Source organism: Aquimarina sp. AU119 (assembly GCF_900312735.1).
Taxonomy (GTDB): domain Bacteria; phylum Bacteroidota; class Bacteroidia; order Flavobacteriales; family Flavobacteriaceae; genus Aquimarina; species Aquimarina algiphila.
Genome location: NZ_OMPF01000025.1, coordinates 65,940 through 85,204 on the forward strand (window position 1 = coordinate 65,940; position 19,265 = coordinate 85,204).

General features: G+C 32.3%; 18 protein-coding genes. 15 read left to right on the top strand and 3 right to left on the bottom strand.

Going from position 1 to position 19,265, the window contains the following annotated elements:
* Positions 1 to 27 precede the first annotated feature (27 nt).
* Both pfkA and DK442_RS23360 read left to right on the top strand, forming a co-directional pair.
* Positions 28 to 1,014, top strand: a complete 987-nt coding sequence (pfkA, locus tag DK442_RS23355) for a 6-phosphofructokinase (protein WP_109438337.1) — start codon at positions 28 to 30, stop codon at positions 1,012 to 1,014.
* 49 nt (positions 1,015 to 1,063) lie between these two features.
* On the top strand, positions 1,064 to 1,426 hold the full coding sequence (locus DK442_RS23360) for a methylglyoxal synthase (RefSeq protein ID WP_109438338.1): 363 nt from the start codon (positions 1,064 to 1,066) through the stop codon (positions 1,424 to 1,426).
* Positions 1,427 to 1,429: 3 nt separating this feature from the next.
* Here DK442_RS23360 and DK442_RS23365 read toward each other — a convergent pair whose 3' ends face one another.
* A complete protein-coding gene (locus DK442_RS23365) occupies positions 1,430 to 1,768 on the bottom strand; it encodes a cupin domain-containing protein (RefSeq protein WP_109438339.1) in 339 nt (112 codons plus the stop codon).
* A 120-nt stretch (positions 1,769 to 1,888) separates the two neighbouring features.
* On the opposite strand from DK442_RS23365, the gene DK442_RS23370 reads away from it, so the two are divergent.
* The 4 genes from DK442_RS23370 to DK442_RS23385 all read left to right on the top strand — a co-directional run bounded on the left by DK442_RS23370 (position 1,889) and on the right by DK442_RS23385 (position 5,608).
* Entirely contained in the window at positions 1,889 to 2,206 is a 318-nt protein-coding gene (locus DK442_RS23370) for a 2Fe-2S iron-sulfur cluster-binding protein (RefSeq protein ID WP_109438340.1), read from the top strand.
* Between the two features lie 100 nt (positions 2,207 to 2,306).
* Positions 2,307 to 4,529: a nitric-oxide reductase large subunit gene (locus DK442_RS23375; RefSeq protein ID WP_109438341.1), complete on the top strand. Its 2,223-nt coding sequence runs from the start codon at positions 2,307 to 2,309 to the stop codon at positions 4,527 to 4,529.
* A gap of 18 nt (positions 4,530 to 4,547) precedes the next feature.
* Entirely contained in the window at positions 4,548 to 5,003 is a 456-nt protein-coding gene (locus DK442_RS23380; protein ID WP_160114321.1) for a hypothetical protein, read from the top strand.
* A gap of 332 nt (positions 5,004 to 5,335) precedes the next feature.
* Complete coding sequence (locus tag DK442_RS23385; protein WP_109438343.1) at positions 5,336 to 5,608, top strand: DNA-binding protein; 273 nt, start codon at positions 5,336 to 5,338, stop codon at positions 5,606 to 5,608.
* A 142-nt stretch (positions 5,609 to 5,750) separates the two neighbouring features.
* On the opposite strand, the gene DK442_RS23390 is transcribed toward DK442_RS23385, so the two are convergent.
* Both DK442_RS23390 and DK442_RS23395 read right to left on the bottom strand, forming a co-directional pair.
* Positions 5,751 to 6,131 (bottom strand): RidA family protein, encoded by a 381-nt coding sequence (locus DK442_RS23390; RefSeq protein WP_109438344.1) that lies wholly within the window; start codon positions 6,129 to 6,131, stop codon positions 5,751 to 5,753.
* 82 nt (positions 6,132 to 6,213) lie between these two features.
* The gene (locus DK442_RS23395) at positions 6,214 to 8,997 is read right to left on the bottom strand and encodes a putative LPS assembly protein LptD (protein WP_109438345.1); all 2,784 of its coding nucleotides are present in this window, start codon (positions 8,995 to 8,997) and stop codon (positions 6,214 to 6,216) included.
* Positions 8,998 to 9,199: 202 nt separating this feature from the next.
* Here DK442_RS23395 and DK442_RS23400 point away from each other — a divergent pair, with 202 nt between their 5' ends.
* The 9 genes from DK442_RS23400 (at position 9,200) to DK442_RS23440 (ending at position 19,191) form a co-directional block, all read left to right on the top strand.
* A complete protein-coding gene (locus DK442_RS23400; RefSeq protein ID WP_109438346.1) occupies positions 9,200 to 10,318 on the top strand; it encodes an N-acetylmuramoyl-L-alanine amidase in 1,119 nt (372 codons plus the stop codon).
* Between the two features lie 87 nt (positions 10,319 to 10,405).
* Positions 10,406 to 11,356 carry an MlaD family protein gene (locus DK442_RS23405; RefSeq protein ID WP_109438347.1) on the top strand — a complete coding sequence of 317 codons (951 nt, stop codon included), beginning with the start codon at positions 10,406 to 10,408 and terminating at the stop codon, positions 11,354 to 11,356.
* A gap of 5 nt (positions 11,357 to 11,361) precedes the next feature.
* Positions 11,362 to 12,687, top strand: coding sequence for a (Fe-S)-binding protein (locus DK442_RS23410; protein WP_109438394.1), 1,326 nt, complete (start codon positions 11,362 to 11,364; stop codon positions 12,685 to 12,687).
* 67 nt (positions 12,688 to 12,754) lie between these two features.
* On the top strand, positions 12,755 to 13,201 hold the full coding sequence (locus tag DK442_RS23415) for a phosphoheptose isomerase (RefSeq protein ID WP_109438348.1): 447 nt from the start codon (positions 12,755 to 12,757) through the stop codon (positions 13,199 to 13,201).
* A gap of 63 nt (positions 13,202 to 13,264) precedes the next feature.
* Positions 13,265 to 14,056, top strand: a complete 792-nt coding sequence (locus tag DK442_RS23420; protein ID WP_109438349.1) for a (Fe-S)-binding protein — start codon at positions 13,265 to 13,267, stop codon at positions 14,054 to 14,056.
* Between the two features lie 108 nt (positions 14,057 to 14,164).
* The gene (locus DK442_RS23425; protein WP_109438350.1) at positions 14,165 to 14,650 is read left to right on the top strand and encodes an ABC transporter ATPase; all 486 of its coding nucleotides are present in this window, start codon (positions 14,165 to 14,167) and stop codon (positions 14,648 to 14,650) included.
* A gap of 7 nt (positions 14,651 to 14,657) precedes the next feature.
* Positions 14,658 to 17,582 carry a glycoside hydrolase family 3 N-terminal domain-containing protein gene (locus DK442_RS23430; RefSeq protein WP_370444679.1) on the top strand — a complete coding sequence of 975 codons (2,925 nt, stop codon included), beginning with the start codon at positions 14,658 to 14,660 and terminating at the stop codon, positions 17,580 to 17,582.
* 44 nt (positions 17,583 to 17,626) lie between these two features.
* The gene (locus DK442_RS23435; RefSeq protein ID WP_109438396.1) at positions 17,627 to 18,529 is read left to right on the top strand and encodes an aldo/keto reductase family oxidoreductase; all 903 of its coding nucleotides are present in this window, start codon (positions 17,627 to 17,629) and stop codon (positions 18,527 to 18,529) included.
* A gap of 206 nt (positions 18,530 to 18,735) precedes the next feature.
* Positions 18,736 to 19,191, top strand: coding sequence for a hypothetical protein (locus DK442_RS23440; protein ID WP_109438351.1), 456 nt, complete (start codon positions 18,736 to 18,738; stop codon positions 19,189 to 19,191).
* Positions 19,192 to 19,265 lie beyond the last annotated feature (74 nt).

A 19,265-nucleotide genomic window follows, 5' to 3' on the forward strand; every position in this document is an offset into this window, starting at 1 on the left:
TCAATGACCAACTAAACAACGATATAAATGGCCAAAGAGATTAGAACAATTGGTGTAATGACCTCTGGAGGAGATGCTCCGGGAATGAATGCTGCAATACGTGCTGTAGCTAGGGCATGTGCATATTATAATGTAAAATGTATAGGATTTTATAGAGGGTATCAAGGTATGATCGAGGGGGACTATTGTATAATGAATGCACGAAGTGTGCGTAATATTATTAGTAGAGGAGGTACTATACTTAAATCTGCAAGATCCAAGGAGTTTAGAACTCCAGAAGGTAGACAAAAGGCCGCTAATCATCTTAAGGAAGCAGGAGTGGATGCTATGGTTTTAATTGGTGGCGACGGTACTTTTAAAGGAGGAGAGATTTTTAGCAAAGAATTTGATATTCCTGTTATAGGTGTGCCCGGTACGATTGATAATGATATTGCAGGAACAAATTTTACTATCGGTTATGATACGGCGTTAAATACCGTAATAGGAGCTATAGATAAAATTAGAGATACTGCAAGTTCTCATGATAGGCTTTTTTTTATTGAAGTAATGGGAAGAGATGCAGGATTTATTGCCTTAAATACAGGAGTAGGAGCTGGGGCAGAAGAGATTTTAATTCCAGAGGAAGATTTAGGTCTTGATCGATTATTAGAATCATTGAAACGTAGTAAGCGTTCTGGGAAATCTTCTAGTATTGTTGTGGTTAGTGAAGGAGATAAAATAGGTAAAAATGTATATGAATTAGCAGATTATGTAACCGAAAACTTACCAGACTATGAAGTGAAGGTTACAGTTTTAGGACATATGCAACGAGGAGGATCTCCTACATGTTTTGATAGAACTTTAGCCAGCAGACTTTGTGTAAAAGCTGTGGAGCTGCTTTTGGATGGAGAGAAAAATGTAATGGTTGGAATATTAAATAACCAGATTGTAGCATCGAGTTTTGATAAAGGTCTAAAAGAAGTTCATGAAATTAACAAAGAATTACTTCGTATTTCAGATATTCTTTCTACCTAGGAATCTACTGTAAAACTTATAAAGAGAAGTTACATATTAAAAAACACATATGACTATAGCTATAATTGCTCATGATGGGAAAAAAGCAGAAATGGTTCAATTTCTAAATGAACATCAAGAGATTCTCCATTCTAAGAACATAAAACTGATCTCTACAGGAACTACAGGAGAAAAAGCTAAAAGAGCGGGATTTGATGTAGAAGCATTGTTATCAGGTCCATTAGGAGGAGATGCTCAAATAGCTGCAGGAGTAGCAGAGAAGAAAGTGGATATGGTTATCTTTTTTAGAGATCCTCTTGCAAAACACCCACATGAACCTGATATTTTTATGTTAATGAGACTTTGTGACGTTTATGATGTTCCCCTTGCTACCAATCCAGCTACTGCAGAATTGCTTTTAAAAGGCCTTTAGATTTTATAAATTTACTTTTTGCACTCTTTCAACCGTGTCCTTCATAGAAAGAGATAGCCTGATAATACTATTTTCTGCAGCTATAAGATTGTGACTTACGTTGGGATCAAGAGATATAATATCACCCCTTTTAAGTACATAAGTAATATTATTGGCACCAAAACCTATTTCGCCTTCAAAAACCTCTACGGTTATGGGAAATTTAGTTTTATGCTCTTTCATTTCTTGTCCTTTTTTGAAAACAATTCTAATTTCTTTGGTAGCGTCGTTTTCTATTAATTTTGTAAGTATAGGTTTTTTCTCTCCGTAGGTTACGTCTTTAAGTAATGAAGTCAAATGCATATCTATATATTTTATTTATCCAATTCAAAAGTATAAACATTGTTCTTTTTGTTTTATGAGTTGAATCATAAATCAAAATATACTTAGTGTTGTAGTTTGCATGCTGTTAAATATGGTAGTATGTATTTTATATCAGTGGTAGATTCTATTGGGGATAGTCATATTTTAAATTTTAGAAGATTTGAATATCCATCTCTATTAGAGTTATTAGTCAATGAGTTATTTGATGATATTGGTGATTGCAAAGGTAAAGGGTTATGTGGCACTTGTCATATACGAATCAAGTCATCAATGAATTCTGTTCAGTTTTCTAGTGAATTAGAGCAAAAAATATTAAAAGATCAATTGGAGTATTACCCAGATAGCAGATTGGCTTGTCAAATTCCTTTAGATAAGTATATTCATAAAATACAGATAGAAATAATCGGAAGGGATTAATTGTTTCACACATTTATTCAACATGATTTGAATCATAAAATCAAAGCAGTTACCGATAGTAGTTTTGTTTCTAAAATTTATAAAAACAAAAACTAGAATAATGAAAAAAATATGGATAGGATTTATCACAATTGTAGTGCTCTCTTTTGCAGCATTACTTTGGGTGGGAGTTAAGATATATCAAGAAAAACCTCCAATACCAGAAAAAGTAATGATAGAAGGTACAGATGAGGTTTTGTTTACGAAAAAAAATATACAAAGAGGACAGAATGTTTGGGAATCTATAGGAGGGATGGAAGTTGGTTCTATTTGGGGACATGGAAGTTATGTTGCTCCCGATTGGTCGGCAGATTGGATTCACAAAGAAGCTGTATTTCTTTTAGATAAATGGTCTATTCCTTACGGAAAAGATTATGATAATCTTTCTTTGGAAGATAAAGGGCTATTAAAAGGAAGATTGATAAGTCAGATTAAAACAAATACATATGACTCTATAACGAATAATATCACGATCACGTTGGATAGAAAAGAAGCTATTCTTTCAAATTCGGCTCATTATAAAGATATTTTTTCAAATGGGCATGAAGAATATGCGATACCAAAAGAAATGTTGACAGATGAATCTAAGTTGGATGATCTTAATGCATTTTTGTTTTGGGCTTCATGGGCTGCATCTACGAACAGAATAGGAGATGATATTACATACACTTCTAATTGGCCTCATGAACCATTAATAGATAATACGATTACTATGGATGCTCAGATATGGTCCGGGTTTTCAATTGTTTTGCTCTTACTATTTATATCGATCATGGTTTGGTATCATATTCGTAGTAGTCATAATGAGGAGAATGGTGATCAAATTCCTGATACAAACCCATTAGCTCGAATAAAGTTGTTTCCCTCTCAAAAGGCGACTTTAAAATATTTTCTTGTGATTAGTTTTCTAATTGTATTGCAGGTAGTTCTTGGTATTATAACAGTTCATTATAGCGTAGAAGGTCAAGCATTTTTTGGATTCGAACTATCTCAATACCTTCCATATACAATAAGTAGAACATGGCATACACAGTTGGCAATTTTTTGGATAGCTGCGGCATGGTTGTCAACCGGACTGTTTATTGCTCCATTAGTTAGTAATAAAGAGTTAAAGTTCCAGAAATTTGGAATAAACTTTTTATTTATTGCAATTCTTATCGTGGTATTAGGGTCTATGGTAGGAGAGTGGCTTGGAGTTAAACAATATTTAGAATTAACTACCAATTTTTTCTTTGGTCATCAAGGGTATGAATACATGGATTTAGGTAGGTTTTGGCAAATATTGTTAGCTGTAGGTCTGGTACTTTGGGTGTTTTTAGTAGGTAGACACATACTTGTAGGGATACGACGTAGAGACAACACACGTAACTTGCTAATTTTGTTTTTGATATCAGTAATCGCTATTGGTGCATTTTTCTTTTCAGGTTTAATGTATGGAGAAAATTCATCTTTATCTGTGATAAATTATTGGAGATGGTGGTTGGTTCATTTATGGGTAGAAGGTTTTTTTGAAGTTTTCGCTACAGTAGTTATAGCATTTTTGTTTACAAAGATGAAATTGATAAAAGAAAAAACCGCAGGTAGAGTAACTGTTTTATCCGCGATTATATTTCTTTCGGGTGGTATTATTGGAACATTACATCATTTATATTTTTCAGGAACTCCTGTACATGCAATTGCATTGGGAGCAACATTTAGTGCATTAGAAGTTGTACCTCTTACTTTGATTGGTTATGAAATTTGGGAAAATTGGAACTTGTTAAAAGTAAAAGAATGGGTAAAAGAATATAAATGGCCAATATATTTTTTCCTCGCTGTTTCATTCTGGAATATGTTAGGAGCAGGAGTATTTGGTTTTCTGATAAACCCTCCTATTGCATTGTATTATATTCAAGGACTAAATACTACTGCAGTACATGCACATACTGCCTTATTTGGTGTATACGGGATGTTAGGAATGGGATTAATACTTTTTGCTTTGCGAATGATATCTAAGACAAAATGGAATGATAAAGTCTTAAAAATTTCATTTTGGTCATTAAATATAGGCCTACTTGCTATGGTAGTATTTAGTCTTTTGCCACAAGGTATTTTGCAGACATTGGCTTCAATTAAAGAAGGATATTGGTATGCAAGAAGTTCTGAGTTGTTATATTCACCATCATTTCAGGTAATAAAATGGTTACGTATTATAGGCGATATAATTTTTTCTGTAGGAATAGGGTATTTTTGTTGGTTTACTATTAAAGAAACTCTAAAATGTATGCTTCCTAGGGATAACTAATTCAAAAATCATTAATAGATGAAAAAGATATATGACTATAGTTTTGTTTTGACATTTATTTGGGTTGGCTTTTTATTAGCAATCAGCTTTATGGAGGCACCCTTAAAATTTCAAGCTCCCTCTGTTACTACTGCCATTGGGGTAGATATTGGAAAAATAGTTTTTGGAGCACTTAATAAAGTCGAAATTTTTTTCAGTTTGTTTTTTGCGCTACAAATCGTTAGGATTAAGAAGTTAGACTCAAAACTATTTTTGGGATTGCTGGTACTTTTTATAATTATAATAATTCAATCTTTTTATTTATTACCGATTCTTGATGCGTATGCAGAAATAGTGATTAACGGAGGGAAATCACCTTCAAATATAGAACATATCATATATGTTGTTTTAGAAATAAGTAAATTATTTCTCTTATTGTATATTGGTTATAAGCAAATAACATTATTCAAAAAGAAAATAAAAAATCATTCTTAGATCAGGATTAGTTGTTTTAATATCAGTTGATCGATAGTAATAAATGAAGCTGGTTAAAGAGAGGAGAGCTAAATTCTCCTCTCTTTTTTGGGTTTATACCGTCATAAAAGATGTTTTTAAACAGGTTTGTTTTGTTTTTTGATAATCAGAGAGTTATTCTGTTTTATGTAAGTCGTATTTGATAAAATACGACTTACTTCCCTTGTATTTACCTTACTCAGACTATTACATTTGAAAGATATAAAAGGATATCAAAAACGTAAATCATTTCCATACTTGCACTAAAAAATGAACATAAGAATATCTCATCCTTTTAATATGTAGGATTTATTATGAATATTATCATTAAACAAATAGAACTTATACAACGTATGGATCAACTTATACGTTTGCAAGCTACGGGGACACCTGATGATCTGGCAACCAAACTTGGGATTTCAAAGACTAAATTGTATCGTCTGATTAATATTATGAAGGAATTAAATGCTCCAATAACATATGATATCTCGGTCCAAAGTTTTATATATGCAGAGGTGGTTGGTTTTAAATTTGGATTTTATACTACAGATCAGAAATCAAATGAACTAAACCCATTTGTAGGATAATAACACTTGTTATTTTATGATTAATTGTTCAATAATACTTTCATAGAAAGCAATATTTAAATTTTATTACTTTTCAGAAACTAAAAAAACCAGAGTATAGCTATACTCTGGTTTTTTTTAGTATGGATATATAAAAATATAACTATTGTACTGCAATTACAGAAATCTCTACATTGACAAATTTAGGCAAAGCGGCAACAGCTACGGTTTCTCTTGCTGGAGCAGTATCTTCATTAAAATAACTTCCGTATACTGCATTTACTTCAGCAAAATTATTCATATCATTTAAGAAAATTGTGGTTTTTATCACATTTTCAAAAGTCATGTTTACTTCATCTAATATAGCTTTTAGATTCTGCATTACCTGCTCTGCTTCTGTTTTGATATCATCTAATACCAATTCTCCTGTTTCGGGATTAATAGCAATCTGGCCAGATGTATATAATGTGTTACCAGTTAAAATAGCTTGATTATAAGGGCCTATTGGAGCTGGTGCTTTTGATGTAGTTATTATTTTTTTCATGAGAAGGGAATTTTAATACTATTTATTTCTATTCTATGTCATGAGATAATTGTAGAACTTAATAAATTTAAATTTCTTAAATCTATAGTTGCCTGTCTGGCTCTCTTCTTTTATCCCATTTAATATCACTTAATACTGATGATTTAATTCCAATAAAGAAGTTCCAAGATGTTCTTTCACTAAAAGGAATCCAATTAAAATTCATTACCCAACTTTCTAAATCCCTCTGAAATCTTAAATTGGTAAAAGTAAACCCTGGATTTTTGAGATCATATCCAGACGATGCACCTACAGACCATCGCGGTGCAAGTTCTATATCTCCTGAGAACATAATAGAATGAGACGAAATTTCATTCTGTCGGGCACTATTACTATAGTTCACATTGTAAGATAAACGTAGGTTCCAGGGAATTTTATAATTATAGTCCTTTACGTCTTTATTTGTATCTCTGTTACTTTTATCTCTATCAAAAGACCTTGCTTCTCCAAAATCTGTAACCCCTCCAAAGAGGTCATCAGGTCTTCCTCCATTCCTGAAGTTTTGATTCTCAAGAGGGTCTTCGTTTACTTGTCCTTTTTCAAAATCTTTACTGGTAAAGGAGTATCCAAAATTAGCACTAGCTCTGGTTAAACGAAAAAGACTCCCACCATTATCTATATTCCATACATCAATCTTACGATTATTATTATCTAATGCATAAGGGTCGAGTTGAGCATTAAAATTGATATCTAACTTGTTTTGAATAATAGGAATATTACCTGTGATAGATAATGGACTAAGTTTTAAAGAATCTCCAGCAATATTATAGGCAGTACTTAAGTTAAGGTTATTCAATAAAGTAATTTTTTTAGACTCTGTAGCTGTACTATCCTTACTTTTAACCTTCATCTCGAGATTATTACTTAAAGTGAAGCCAATACTGCTAGAAAACACATTACTTGGGGGTGAGAAAAAACCTCCTTCAAATCTAGAATATTCAAATGCCGATTCATCAATTTCGGTGTCAGGATCATCTGGTTCAGGGTTCTCAAAACGTACATAAGAACCATCAAATGCAGGATTAATACTATAACTAATCGATGGTCTCATTGTATGTCGAATCGCTTCGATTTTCTTTCCTTTTTTAAAGTTGAAGGTTCCATAGATGGTTGTTCCTATACTTGTAGAAAAATTATAAGTACGAAAAGAATCAAAACCTTTAATGGTGTCTCGTACTACTCCTCCTGCACCATTGTTTGCTTCTGGATCAAAATCCTGCTTTATCGTTTCAAAAACCCAACTTTCTTGAAATTGTGTACCTGCACTGGCACTTAAATATTTGAATAACTTAAAGTTAGTGCTTATAGGAATCGTATGACGCATTCCAGCTCTGGCTCTTTTAAACATAGCTGCAGTAAATAGGTCATCATCTGTAGTTTGAACAGTGTTTTGACCGGTAAAAGTATATTGTGCATTAATGTTATGTATAATACCTTTTTTTACACCGACCTTTGGAGCAAAAGGAAATACTCTAGATATACTACCATTAACATTTGGTAATGATAGATTAACTAAACCGGTGTTTGTATTAGAATTATGGGTTGCAGCAACAGTAAAATTAACTTGCGGATCACCTTGAAAAGTTTTTGAATAAGAAACGTTTGAACTCAATTGATTATTCAGGAAATTACCAGTGTTTAATTGATTTGTGGACTGTTGGAAAAAGTCACTACTACCAAAATTCACATTAGCTGTAAATCTCGAACTAGGATTCGCTTTTGCATCTCGACTATGAGACCATTGAATATTATAAGTAGTGGTTTTTGCAAAATCAGGAAATCCTCGTTCGCTGGTAAGGTTATTTTCATACCTAAATCTTAAGTTACCTCTAAACTTATACCGTAATGCATAAGAAGACTCTACAGCAAAAGTATAGCTGCCATTGGTATAATAATCACCAAGTAAGGTGAGATCTGCATAATCACTTAATGCAAAATAATATCCCCCGTTCTGAAGGAAATACCCACGGTTATTCTCTTCTCCGGGACTCGGAATAATAAATCCTGAAGTTCTATCTTCAGTTAAAGGAAAATATCCAAAAGGTAATCCCAAAGGAGTAGGGACATCTGCAATAAACATATTGACTAGTCCGGTTACAATTTTCTTCTTTGGTACAAATTTGATTCTACGAGCGTAAAAATAATACTCTGGGTCTTCAATGTTTTCAGAAGTAGTAAATTTTACATTTTTCATATAAATAACAGAATCATTTTCTCGTTTTGAGATCTCATTTTTGATCTTAAACCCATTTTGTTCTGTCTTTGAATTATATATAAGCGCTTTTTCAGTATCAAAATTAAACCTAATAGAATCTGGTTCTACAACATTTTGCGCTTGTTTAAAAATAGGAGTTTGAGTATATTCTCCTAAAGAATCTTTGATTCCGTATGCATAAACCTCATTTTTGTTATTATCAACAACAATAAATCCAGCGTTAATTTGCATGTCCCCATAAAGAACTTCTGCTTCGTTATAAAGATACATCTTGTTCTCCTTTCGACTCAATTGCATATAATCAGTTGATTTGTAGACAACTTTATCAGTTAAAAGTTGTGGTTCCTGATTAAGAGAATCGTTTTTAACAGTATCCTGAGCTTTCTCACCAAGTAATTCTTCTGGAGTAATTTTAATATTCTCCCCTGTCTTTCTTAAGGTATCTTCCTTTACAGGAATAGGTACCTCTTTAGTCTTGTTTGTTTCTTGTGCAGCAGTTTGACAAATACAAAACAGTGAAAAACTTAGTGAATAAAGTATATGACGTACCTTTGTTTGCAATGGTTTAAATCCTATTTTTGTATAACTATGGCTTAGTTTTTGAAGTGCCAAAATTACATATATTTTTTATGCTTAGATTGTAATTCATAAAAAAATAAAAAATTATGTCAAAAGCATGTCTTCTAAGTTATATAAACATAGAAGATATAAGTTTATTTTATTAGACACAATCTTTAGATTTTTAACTTGTTATATTAAATACTGAAACATAATGGGAATGTTTCAAAATTAGTAGTAAAATTATTTGTAATTGATGAAACGAAGTATAATACACAGTGTTTTTTTATTAATTTTTATAGTATCTGCATTTAATGCTACTATAATTTCTCAAGAAAATGACAAATTTATAGTGGTTCTGGATGCTGGACATGGAGGACATGACCCAGGTAACAGAGGAAACGGATATAAAGAAAAAGAAATTGCTTTAAAGGTTGTTTTGGCTGTTGGAGCAACTTTAGAAAAAGATGATAGGTTCAAAGTTGTATATACACGTAAAACAGATGATTTTATAGAGTTACATGAACGGGGAAGTATAGCAAATAAAGCTGGTGCAGATTTATTTGTGTCTGTGCATTGTAATTCTCACCGTTCTCAAGCGTATGGAACTGAGACTTTTGTGCTTGGTTTGCATGCAAATGATGAGAATTTTAATGTAGCCAAAAATGAAAACTCAGTTATTCTTTTAGAAGATAATTATGAAGCTAATTATGATGGTTTTGATCCCAATTCTCCAGAATCAATTATAGGATTAACGCTAATGCAGGAAGAGTATCTGGATCAGAGCCTGACTTTAGCTAGTTTTGTGCAAAATAGGTTCAAAAAAACATTAAGTAGAAAAAGTAGAGGGGTAAAACAAGCTGGTTTTGTAGTACTACATCAAACATATATGCCTAGTGTTCTTATAGAACTTGGTTTTCTTACCAATAATAGTGAAGGAAAATATCTTAATTCTAAAAAAGGGCAAGCCGAAATGGCAAAATCTATAATAACTTCTATTGTAGATTATAAAGAAAGCCTTGATGCAATTTATAAAGTATCAGAGCCTGAAACTCCTGAAGTGACTAATACTACCGCAAAAATGGAAGGAGATCGTGTGTTTGAAGATATCACATTCAAAGTACAAATTGCAGCTGGATCAAGTGAAATAGAATTACAACCTTTTAATTTTAATGGCTTAGATCAACTATCAAAAATTAAAGCTGGAGATTTATACAAATATTATTTTGGAAGTACTTCTAATTATACTTTAATACAAGAATTAAAGGATATAGCTGTAGGTAAAGGATTCGATTCTAGTTTTATTGTTGCCTTTCGTAATAGTGAATTGATTCCTTTGACAGAAGCACTAAAAGCTAACACATCTTCGAATTAATCTAAATAAATACTGATAATTCATTAAAGAATTATCAATATTAATACATTTTTTATCCTAAATTTGTGTCCTAAAATATAATCTATTTTGAAATTTACTCGAGAAGTCAAAACAGGAATATTAGCGATTTGTGCTATAGCACTTTTAATTTTTGGTTATAGTTTCCTGAAAGGAAAAAATCTCCTGGAAGATGACAGAACGTTTTATGCCGTATATGAAAATGTAGAAGGATTAATACCATCTTCACCCGTAACTATAAATGGATTGGTAGTTGGACAAGTTGTATCCATTAAATTTGCAGATGCAAAAGGTAATCTTGTTGTAGAGTTTAATGTGGATAGTGATTTTACTTTTTCTAAGAATAGCTTGGCTAAAGTATATGGTGGAGGATTAATCGGAGGGAAATCTCTGGCTATTATTCCGGTTTATGAACAAGGGTTAGATGCAAAAGATAAAGATACACTACCAGGTAAAATAGAATCAGGTTTACTCGAATTAGTGAATGATAAACTTGCTCCATTGCAAGAAAAACTTGAAGCTGCTATAACAGATGCAGATACTCTTCTTACTTCTGTTAATGGGATTCTTAATGTAGACAATAAAAATAATCTAAATTCGATTTTTAAGGATTTAAGTATAACGGTTAAAAATTTTAAAAGCGCTTCAGGTTCGTTAAATACTATTTTATCAGGTAATGAAGGTAAATTAAATAATACATTATCTAATTTGGATAAAATGTCCACTAATCTTAATAAAGTGTCAGATTCTTTAGCTCAAATTAATGTCGCTAAATTGGGAAGAGAGTTAGAAGCTGTATTAGCTAATTTTGAAAAGATTTCTAAAGATTTAAATGCAGGTAAAGGAACTGCAGGTAAATTGTTGAAAGACGACAAATTGTATAGTAATCTTGAAAAAACAAGTAAACAGTTAGAATTGTTGTTACAGGATTTACGATTAAATCCAAAACGATATGTTCACATTTCAGTTTTTGGAAAGAAAAATACCCCATACGAAACACCAACAGACTCAATACATTAAAAATGATGCATTATATACCTAATATTCTATTTGCACTTATCTTGATTGCAGGCGTAGGATATTTTACAAAAAATATTCGTAAAGTCATTCGTAATATAAGACTCGGGAAAGATGTGGACCGATCAGATAATAAGAGCGAACGATTTAAAAATATGGCAATGATTGCGCTTGGACAGTCCAAAATGGTACGACGTCCTATTTCTGGGATATTGCACATTGTGGTGTATTTAGGGTTTATTATAATTAATATAGAGGTTTTAGAGATTATTATTGATGGTCTTTTTGGGACACATAGAATCTTTGCCTTTCTAGGAGGGTTGTATGATTTCTTAATAGCTTCTTTTGAGATTCTGGCATTTCTTGTTTTTATTGGGGTTGTAATATTTTGGGTACGCCGAAATGTTATCAAAATAAAACGATTTTGGAATCCAGAAATGAAAGGATGGCCTAAGAATGACGGAAATCTAATTTTGTATTTCGAGATGGTTCTGATGACTCTGTTTTTGGTAATGAATGCATCAGATCTTCAATTACAGGCTTTGGGAGCCGAACATTATATAAAAGCTGGAGCGTATCCTATTAGTCAATATATATCACCACTTTTTAATGGGATGTCAGAAGCTTCATTAATTGGTATTGAAAGAGGAGCGTGGTGGCTACATATTTTGGGAATATTAGTATTTCTGAATTATTTATATTTTTCAAAGCACCTGCATATTTTACTAGCATTTCCTAATACATATTATGGAGATTTGAAACCTAAAGGAGAGTTAGATAACCTAGAAGCAGTTACTAACGAAGTGAAATTAATGATGGATCCTAGCGCTGATCCTTTTGCGGCTCCTGCAGATGATCAAACCGAAGGAGAACCAGAAAAGTTTGGTGCTTCAGATGTTGTAGATCTTAATTGGGCACAATTACTTAATGCATATACCTGTACAGAGTGTGGTCGTTGTACCAGTGAATGTCCTGCGAATCAAACAGGTAAAAAATTATCTCCACGAAAAATCATGATGGATACCAGAGACCGTCTAAAGGAAGTAGGAGATAATATAGATAAGAATGGCAGTTTTGTAGATGATGGTAAACAATTGCTAAATGATTATATCACTCCAGAAGAGTTATGGGCATGTACAAGTTGTAATGCATGTGTAGAAGCTTGTCCTGTAAGTATAAGTCCATTGTCAATTATTATTGATATGAGACGTTACTTAGTAATGGAAGAGAGTGCTGCCCCATCTGATTTGAATAATATGATGTCTAATATAGAAAATAACGGAGCTCCATGGCCATTTAACCAGATGGATAGACTCAATTGGAGTGACGAATAATTAAAATAATAGTAAATTAAATTTTTAACCATTTTTTAACCGATTAAACCATAGATTAATAGAAATTATGAAGAAGGAAGAAGTAGAGAAATTATTGCATGACAAAGTAGAAGAAGGGGAACATATAAGTCCTGTCTTACCAGAAGGTATTAAGAATTATCTTATTGATATCGATGGAACTATTACCGAAGATGTACCTAATGAAGAACCAGAACGAATGGTTACATGTGAACCATTTCCTGATGCGTTAGTTACGTTAAACAAGTGGTTTGATGAAGGACATATTATTTGTTTTTTTACTTCAAGAACCGAAGATCATAGAGAAGTAACAGAAACATGGTTAAAAACCCATGGATTTAAATATCATAGCCTTTTAATGGGTAAACCAAGAGGGGGTAATTATCACTGGATCGATAATCACTTAGTAAAAGCTACAAGATATACCGGTAAATTTACCGAGTTGGTAGAAAGAGTAGTGACTATCGAAGTTTTTGACGATGGAAAACACGATTAAAATATGAGTTTTTTGGTTTTACTTTTTTAAAAGAAAGAACCTTTGAACTTTAAAAATTATAATATGAGTGAAACAATTAAGGTGCCTACGATGGCAGAATATATGGCAGAGGGTAAACAACCAGAAGTTCTATTTTGGGTCGGTTGTGCTGGTAGTTTTGATGATAGAGCCAAAAAGATAACTAAAGCTTTTGTGAAACTACTTCATAATGCAAATGTTGACTTTGCTGTATTAGGTACCGAGGAGAGTTGTACAGGAGATCCAGCAAAAAGAGCTGGGAATGAATTTTTATTTCAAATGCAAGCAGTTACTAATATTGAAGTAATGAATGCTTATGAAATCAAAAAAGTAGTGACAGCCTGTCCTCATTGTTTTAATACATTGAAAAATGAATATCCAGTACTTGGAGGAGAGTATGAAGTAATGCATCATACGCAATTTCTTAAATCCTTGTTAGATGAAGGTAGACTAAAAGTAGAAGGAGGTAAGTTTAAAGGTAAGCGAATTACATTTCATGATCCTTGCTATCTGGGTAGGGCAAATAATGTATATGAAGCGCCAAGAGATTTACTTAGAAAACTTGAGGTTGAATTAATAGAAATGAAGCGTTGTAAGAAGAACGGATTATGTTGTGGTGCTGGTGGTGCCCAGATGTTTAAAGAGCCAGAACCAGGGAATAAAGACGTAAATATCGAGCGAACAGAGGATGCTTTAGAAACAAAACCTGATATTATTGCTGCCGGATGTCCATTTTGTAATACAATGATGACAGATGGAGTAAAAAATAAAGAGAAAGAAGAAAGTATAGAAGTGTTAGATGTAGCAGAGCTTATTGCTAACGCTCAGGATTTATAATTTTTTCTTTAGTACACAATTTTCTTAGAGTTAATATGTTTTTCATATTAACTCTTTTTTATAACAGTATATAGTAATAGTTTTTATTACTTTAGTAAAAAATAGCTAATGTTGGTAGAATTTAATGACCTTCCTGAGGCATCTAGAGTATGGATTTATCAAGCAAATCGGTCATTCACTCAGGAAGAACAAAAAGAAGTCGAGAAAAAATTAAAAGAATTTCTAACACAATGGACAGCGCATGGTGCTGATCTAAAAGCGGGTTATGAAATCAAATATAAACGTTTCATAACTATTGGGTTAGATCAAGGGATGAATGCTGCTACAGGGTGTTCTATTGATGCATCGGTTCATTTTATTTTAGAATTAGAACGTGCCTATGATGTAGATTTAATGGATAAAATGAACGTCTCTTTTAAACAAGGAGAATTTGTTGCATATAAATCTCTTACTGATTTTAAGAAAATGGCTAAAAATAGATCAGTATCACCAAATACTATCGTTTTTAATAATCTGGTTACTAATATTGCCGAATATCGTACCAATTGGGAAGTACCTGCAAAAGATAGTTGGCATAATCGTTTTTTAAATTAAAATTTTTGTGCGGCATATTGTTAAAAAGTTTATTCCTTTCATAATTTTTCTTGCCACTTTTAGTGTTTATCCTCAATTAGAAAATCCTTTGCTAGTAGAAGACTATGAGACTCAGAAACGATGGGTGGATAGTATTTATAATAGGATGACCCTTAAAGAGAAAGTTGGACAATTGTTTATGGTTAATGTGTCTTCTTCTGATTCTAAAAAAGAAACAGATAAGATAAAACAGCTTATAGAGGAGTATACTATAGGAGGAGTTATCTTTTCTAAAGGCGGCCCTGGACGACAGGCCAGGCTTAACAATGAATATCAAGATATATCTAAGGTTCCTTTGTTGATTGGAATTGATGCAGAATGGGGTTTAGGAATGCGATTGGATTCTACTCAAGCTTTTCCCTGGAATATGACACTTGGCGCAATTCAGGATGATGATCTTATTGAAGAAACAGGAAGACAGATAGGAAGACATTGTAAACGACTAGGGATTCATATGAATTTTGCTCCTGTAGTAGATATTAATACTAATCCAAAAAATCCAATAATCGGTAATCGCTCTTTTGGTGAAAATAAAGAAATAGTTGCTCAGAAAGCTTTAGCGTTTATGAAAGGTATGCAACGAGAAGGCATCATGGCAAATGCAAAACATTTTCCGGGTCATGGTGATACCGACACAGATTCACATAAAACATTACCTACAATTAGTTTTGATGCTAAGAGAATTGATAGCATTGAGTTGTATCCATATAAACAACTTATTAAAGAAGGGTTGTCGGGTGCAATGGTAGCACATCTTAATATTCCCAGTTTAGAGTCCAGGTATAATTATCCTTCTTCAATCTCAAAGAAAGTTGTTTCAACATTGTTAAAAGATAGTTTAAAATTTGAAGGTTTAATTTTTACAGATGCTCTTAATATGAAAGGAGCTTCTGATTTTAAAAGCCCTGGAGAAATTGATTTGGCAGCTTTTTTAGCTGGAAACGATGTCTTATTGATGTCAGAAGATGTTCCGTTAGCGTCACAAAAAATAGTTTCTGCATATTACGCTGGAGCAATAACAGAAGAACGATTATCATATTCTGTTAGAAAGATTTTGTTAGCTAAATATAAAGCTGGTTTAAATTCATATACACCGGTAAGTTTGGGTTTTTTACATGAAGAATTAAATAGTGTGAAGAACAAAACACTTCATCATGAGTTAGTTGAAAATTCATTAACGATACTTAAGAATGAAAGAGCTACACTGCCTATAAAAAATCTAGATTTAAAGAAAATAGCATATGTGTCTTTGGGTGATGATTCTGGAGAACCATTTTATGAAGAATTACAAAAATATGCAAAAGTTGATTGGGTAAAAGCAAATCAATTAGGAGAAATGATAGATCAATTAAGTAATTACAACTATGTAATTGTTGGTTTTCACAAGTCTAATGCATCTCCCTGGGCAGCCTATAAATTTAAAGATAAAGAATTAGTGTGGTTGTATGAGATTGCTCGACTTAATACAACTGTTCTTAATGTGTTTGCAAGGCCTTATGCTATGTTAGATATGTTAACAACAACAAATTTAGAAGGTGTATTGATGGCGTATCAAAATAGTACTGTAGCTCAAGAAAAAGCAGCACAATTACTGTTTGGGGCATTAGAAGCTAAAGGAAAACTACCGGTAGGTATAGGTCCTGATTTTCCTGTGGGAACAGGACTTGAAACAAGATTGTTAAAGAGATTATCATATGGGTTGCCAGAGAGCGTTGGGATGAACTCTTATAAACTTGCCAGAATAGATTCTATAGTTGATTTTGCGCTACAAGAAAAAATGACACCAGGTGTACAACTTGTTGTTGCAAGAAAAGGTAAGGTGATATTTAATAAAAATTATGGATACCATACCTATGATAAATTTAGGAAAGTAAAAGGGTCAGATGTTTATGATGTAGCATCACTTACAAAGATATTAGCGACTCTGCCTCTTACAATAGAATTAAAAGATAAAGGAATAATTTCTTTAGATTCAAAAGTAGGAAAACTGCTTCCTGCTTTTAAAGATTCTAATAAGGAGCATATCACAATTAGATCTATGCTTTCTCATTATGCTAAATTAAAAGCATGGATACCATTTTATGTGCATACTATGGATTCTGTTACTAAGAAACCTGATAAAAAATACTATAGAACTACTCGATCTAAAGAGTTTAATATACAGGTGACTAATAACCTATATTTTCGTAGCGATATGAAGGATTCTTTGATTCTAAAGATTAGAGATAGTGAGCTTAGGGATAGATTAAGGTATAAGTATAGTGATTTACCATTTTATCTATTACAGGAATATATAGAAAGTCATTATGGAAATTCACTGAATAAACTAACTCAACAGCATTTTTATAAGCCTTTGGGAGCTAGTAATACTACGTACTTGCCATTAACAAAGTTTAAAAAGAAAAAAATTGTACCTACAGAAAATGATAGGATTTTTAGGGGAGAAGTTGTCCATGGGTATGTTCATGATCAGGGAGCAGCAATGCTTGGTGGTGTAGGAGGGCATGCCGGGTTATTCACAAACGCTAATGATGTTACAAAAATAATGCAGATGTATCTTAATAAGGGGTATTATGGAGGTAAGCAATATTTTGGAGAACAAACCTTGGAAGAATTTAATACCTGTCATTATTGTCATAAGAATGTACGTAGAGGTGTGGGCTTTGATAAACCACAGTTGGGAGATGTTGGACCTACTTGTGGATGTATATCTATGTCTAGTTTTGGACATAGTGGCTTTACCGGAACATTTACATGGGCTGATCCCGAAGAAGAAATAATATATGTTTTTTTAAGTAATAGGACATATCCCAATGCAGCAAATAGAAAGTTGATATCAAACGATATTCGTTCAGAGATACAAAGGATTATCTATGAGGCTATAGATTATTGATTAGAGGGTATATAAACGAATTAGGATTTTCAAAAGTAAAAAAGATGAGTGTTAAGATTTCTGAAGAAGGCCCTGTGTTTTCTCGAATAGTTGCAGGATGCATGAATTGGGGAGAATGGGGAGCTAATTTAAATAAAGAAGAGGTTTGTAAACTAGTAGAAGACTGTTTATCAATTGGTGTTTCTACCTTTGATCATGCTGATATTTACGGACATTATACAACAGAAGAATTATTTGGTAGCGTCCTTAAAAGTAATTCATCGCTTCGCAGTAGAATGCAGTTAATCACAAAATGCGGAATAAAACTGGTTACTCCTAATCGTCCTGATAATACCATTAAATCGTATAATACAAGAAAAGAATATATTATTGATTCTGTAGAGAAATCATTAATAAACCTAAGAACAGATTATATTGATCTTCTTTTAATTCACAGACCAAGCCCTCTGATGGATCCGTTTGAGATAGTAGATGCTTTTAATACTCTTAAAGAAGATGGTAAAGTGTTACATTTTGGAGTTTCTAATTTTACAAAAGAGCAGTTTGCAATGTTAAATCAGTTTGTACCATTAGTAACTAATCAGATAGAGGTTTCTCCATTACATCTCGATCCTTTTTTGGATGGTACTCTTGATGAATGTATGTATAAGAGAATCAGTCCTATGGCTTATTCTGTATTAGCGGGAGGTAAGTTTTTTTCTAAAACTCCCGAAGACCAAATAATGAGAATAAATAAAATAGTGGATAGATTGTCTAGGAAGTACAATGCAAAGCCTGATCAAATTTTAATATCATGGGTACTTAAACATCCTTCTGGTATTCTTCCTGTAATTGGTTCTACAAAGATTAATAGGATAGAGTCTGCTGTACATGCTCTAGATATTAAGATTACTGATGAAGAATGGTTTGAGGTTTTTGAAGCTTCACGAGGAAAAGAAGTTGCTTAGTTGATATCTTTCACTTTACTTTTTTCTGGTTTTTCAGTATTATATTAATGTTAAAATACTTGTAATTTTTAGAGTCGAGTCTTTTTTTAGTTATATTTAATCGACCTAACTCTCAACGTAAATACAATTTTTTCTTGTTAATTGTTGAATCGTAAACCTAGTAAACCTCTCAAATTGTCACTTCCTAACCCCTAACTTAGAAACCAATGAACAAGTATAAACTAACGCTTATAGGATTGGTGTTTTCTGTTTTTATTTATGTAACATCTATTGTTTTAGAACTAGATTTGTTTGAAAAATTCGTTACTCTTTTGAAAAGTTTGGAGCAATATGAATTTGATAAGATGATAATTCCGCTGATCATATTTTTTGTGTTTATTTATTTGGATATGATTAGACGCAATAAAGAAACTTTAGTAGAAAATACTAAAGTAAATATCTATAAGGCTATGCTTAAATCCAGTCATCACATCTTGAATAATTTTATTTATCAGATGGATATTTTTAAGCTTACTGCAGAAGATACTCCAGGTTTTGACGCACAAACATTAGCGTATTATGAAGATATAGTGAGTAATACTTCGCATCAAATTAATTCTCTTAGTAATTTGACCACTATCGATGAGTTTTCTATTCGAACTTCGGTAATGAATAATACCTAATCTAAATTTTATATATAGTTAAACTATATTTTTACCTCCTTTTTTAAGCCATTGGTTTTACCCTAATCTTTAAA

Excerpts from the sequence above, each read along its gene's own strand:
- DK442_RS23440 (WP_109438351.1), top strand. The coding sequence starts at position 18,736 with ATGAACAAGTATAAACTAACGCTTATAGGATTGGTGTTTTCTGTTTTT.
- DK442_RS23415 (WP_109438348.1), top strand. The coding sequence starts at position 12,755 with ATGAAGAAGGAAGAAGTAGAGAAATTATTGCATGACAAAGTAGAAGAA.
- DK442_RS23425 (WP_109438350.1), top strand. The coding sequence starts at position 14,165 with ATGTTGGTAGAATTTAATGACCTTCCTGAGGCATCTAGAGTATGGATT.
- pfkA (WP_109438337.1), top strand. The coding sequence starts at position 28 with ATGGCCAAAGAGATTAGAACAATTGGTGTAATGACCTCTGGAGGAGAT.
- DK442_RS23370 (WP_109438340.1), top strand. The coding sequence starts at position 1,889 with ATGTATTTTATATCAGTGGTAGATTCTATTGGGGATAGTCATATTTTA.
- DK442_RS23420 (WP_109438349.1), top strand. The coding sequence starts at position 13,265 with ATGAGTGAAACAATTAAGGTGCCTACGATGGCAGAATATATGGCAGAG.
- DK442_RS23410 (WP_109438394.1), top strand. The coding sequence starts at position 11,362 with ATGCATTATATACCTAATATTCTATTTGCACTTATCTTGATTGCAGGC.
- DK442_RS23385 (WP_109438343.1), top strand. The coding sequence starts at position 5,336 with ATGAATATTATCATTAAACAAATAGAACTTATACAACGTATGGATCAA.
- DK442_RS23380 (WP_160114321.1), top strand. The coding sequence starts at position 4,548 with ATGAAAAAGATATATGACTATAGTTTTGTTTTGACATTTATTTGGGTT.
- DK442_RS23400 (WP_109438346.1), top strand. The coding sequence starts at position 9,200 with ATGAAACGAAGTATAATACACAGTGTTTTTTTATTAATTTTTATAGTA.
- DK442_RS23365 (WP_109438339.1), bottom strand. The coding sequence starts at position 1,768 with ATGCATTTGACTTCATTACTTAAAGACGTAACCTACGGAGAGAAAAAA.
- DK442_RS23360 (WP_109438338.1), top strand. The coding sequence starts at position 1,064 with ATGACTATAGCTATAATTGCTCATGATGGGAAAAAAGCAGAAATGGTT.
- DK442_RS23390 (WP_109438344.1), bottom strand. The coding sequence starts at position 6,131 with ATGAAAAAAATAATAACTACATCAAAAGCACCAGCTCCAATAGGCCCT.
- DK442_RS23435 (WP_109438396.1), top strand. The coding sequence starts at position 17,627 with ATGAGTGTTAAGATTTCTGAAGAAGGCCCTGTGTTTTCTCGAATAGTT.
- DK442_RS23375 (WP_109438341.1), top strand. The coding sequence starts at position 2,307 with ATGAAAAAAATATGGATAGGATTTATCACAATTGTAGTGCTCTCTTTT.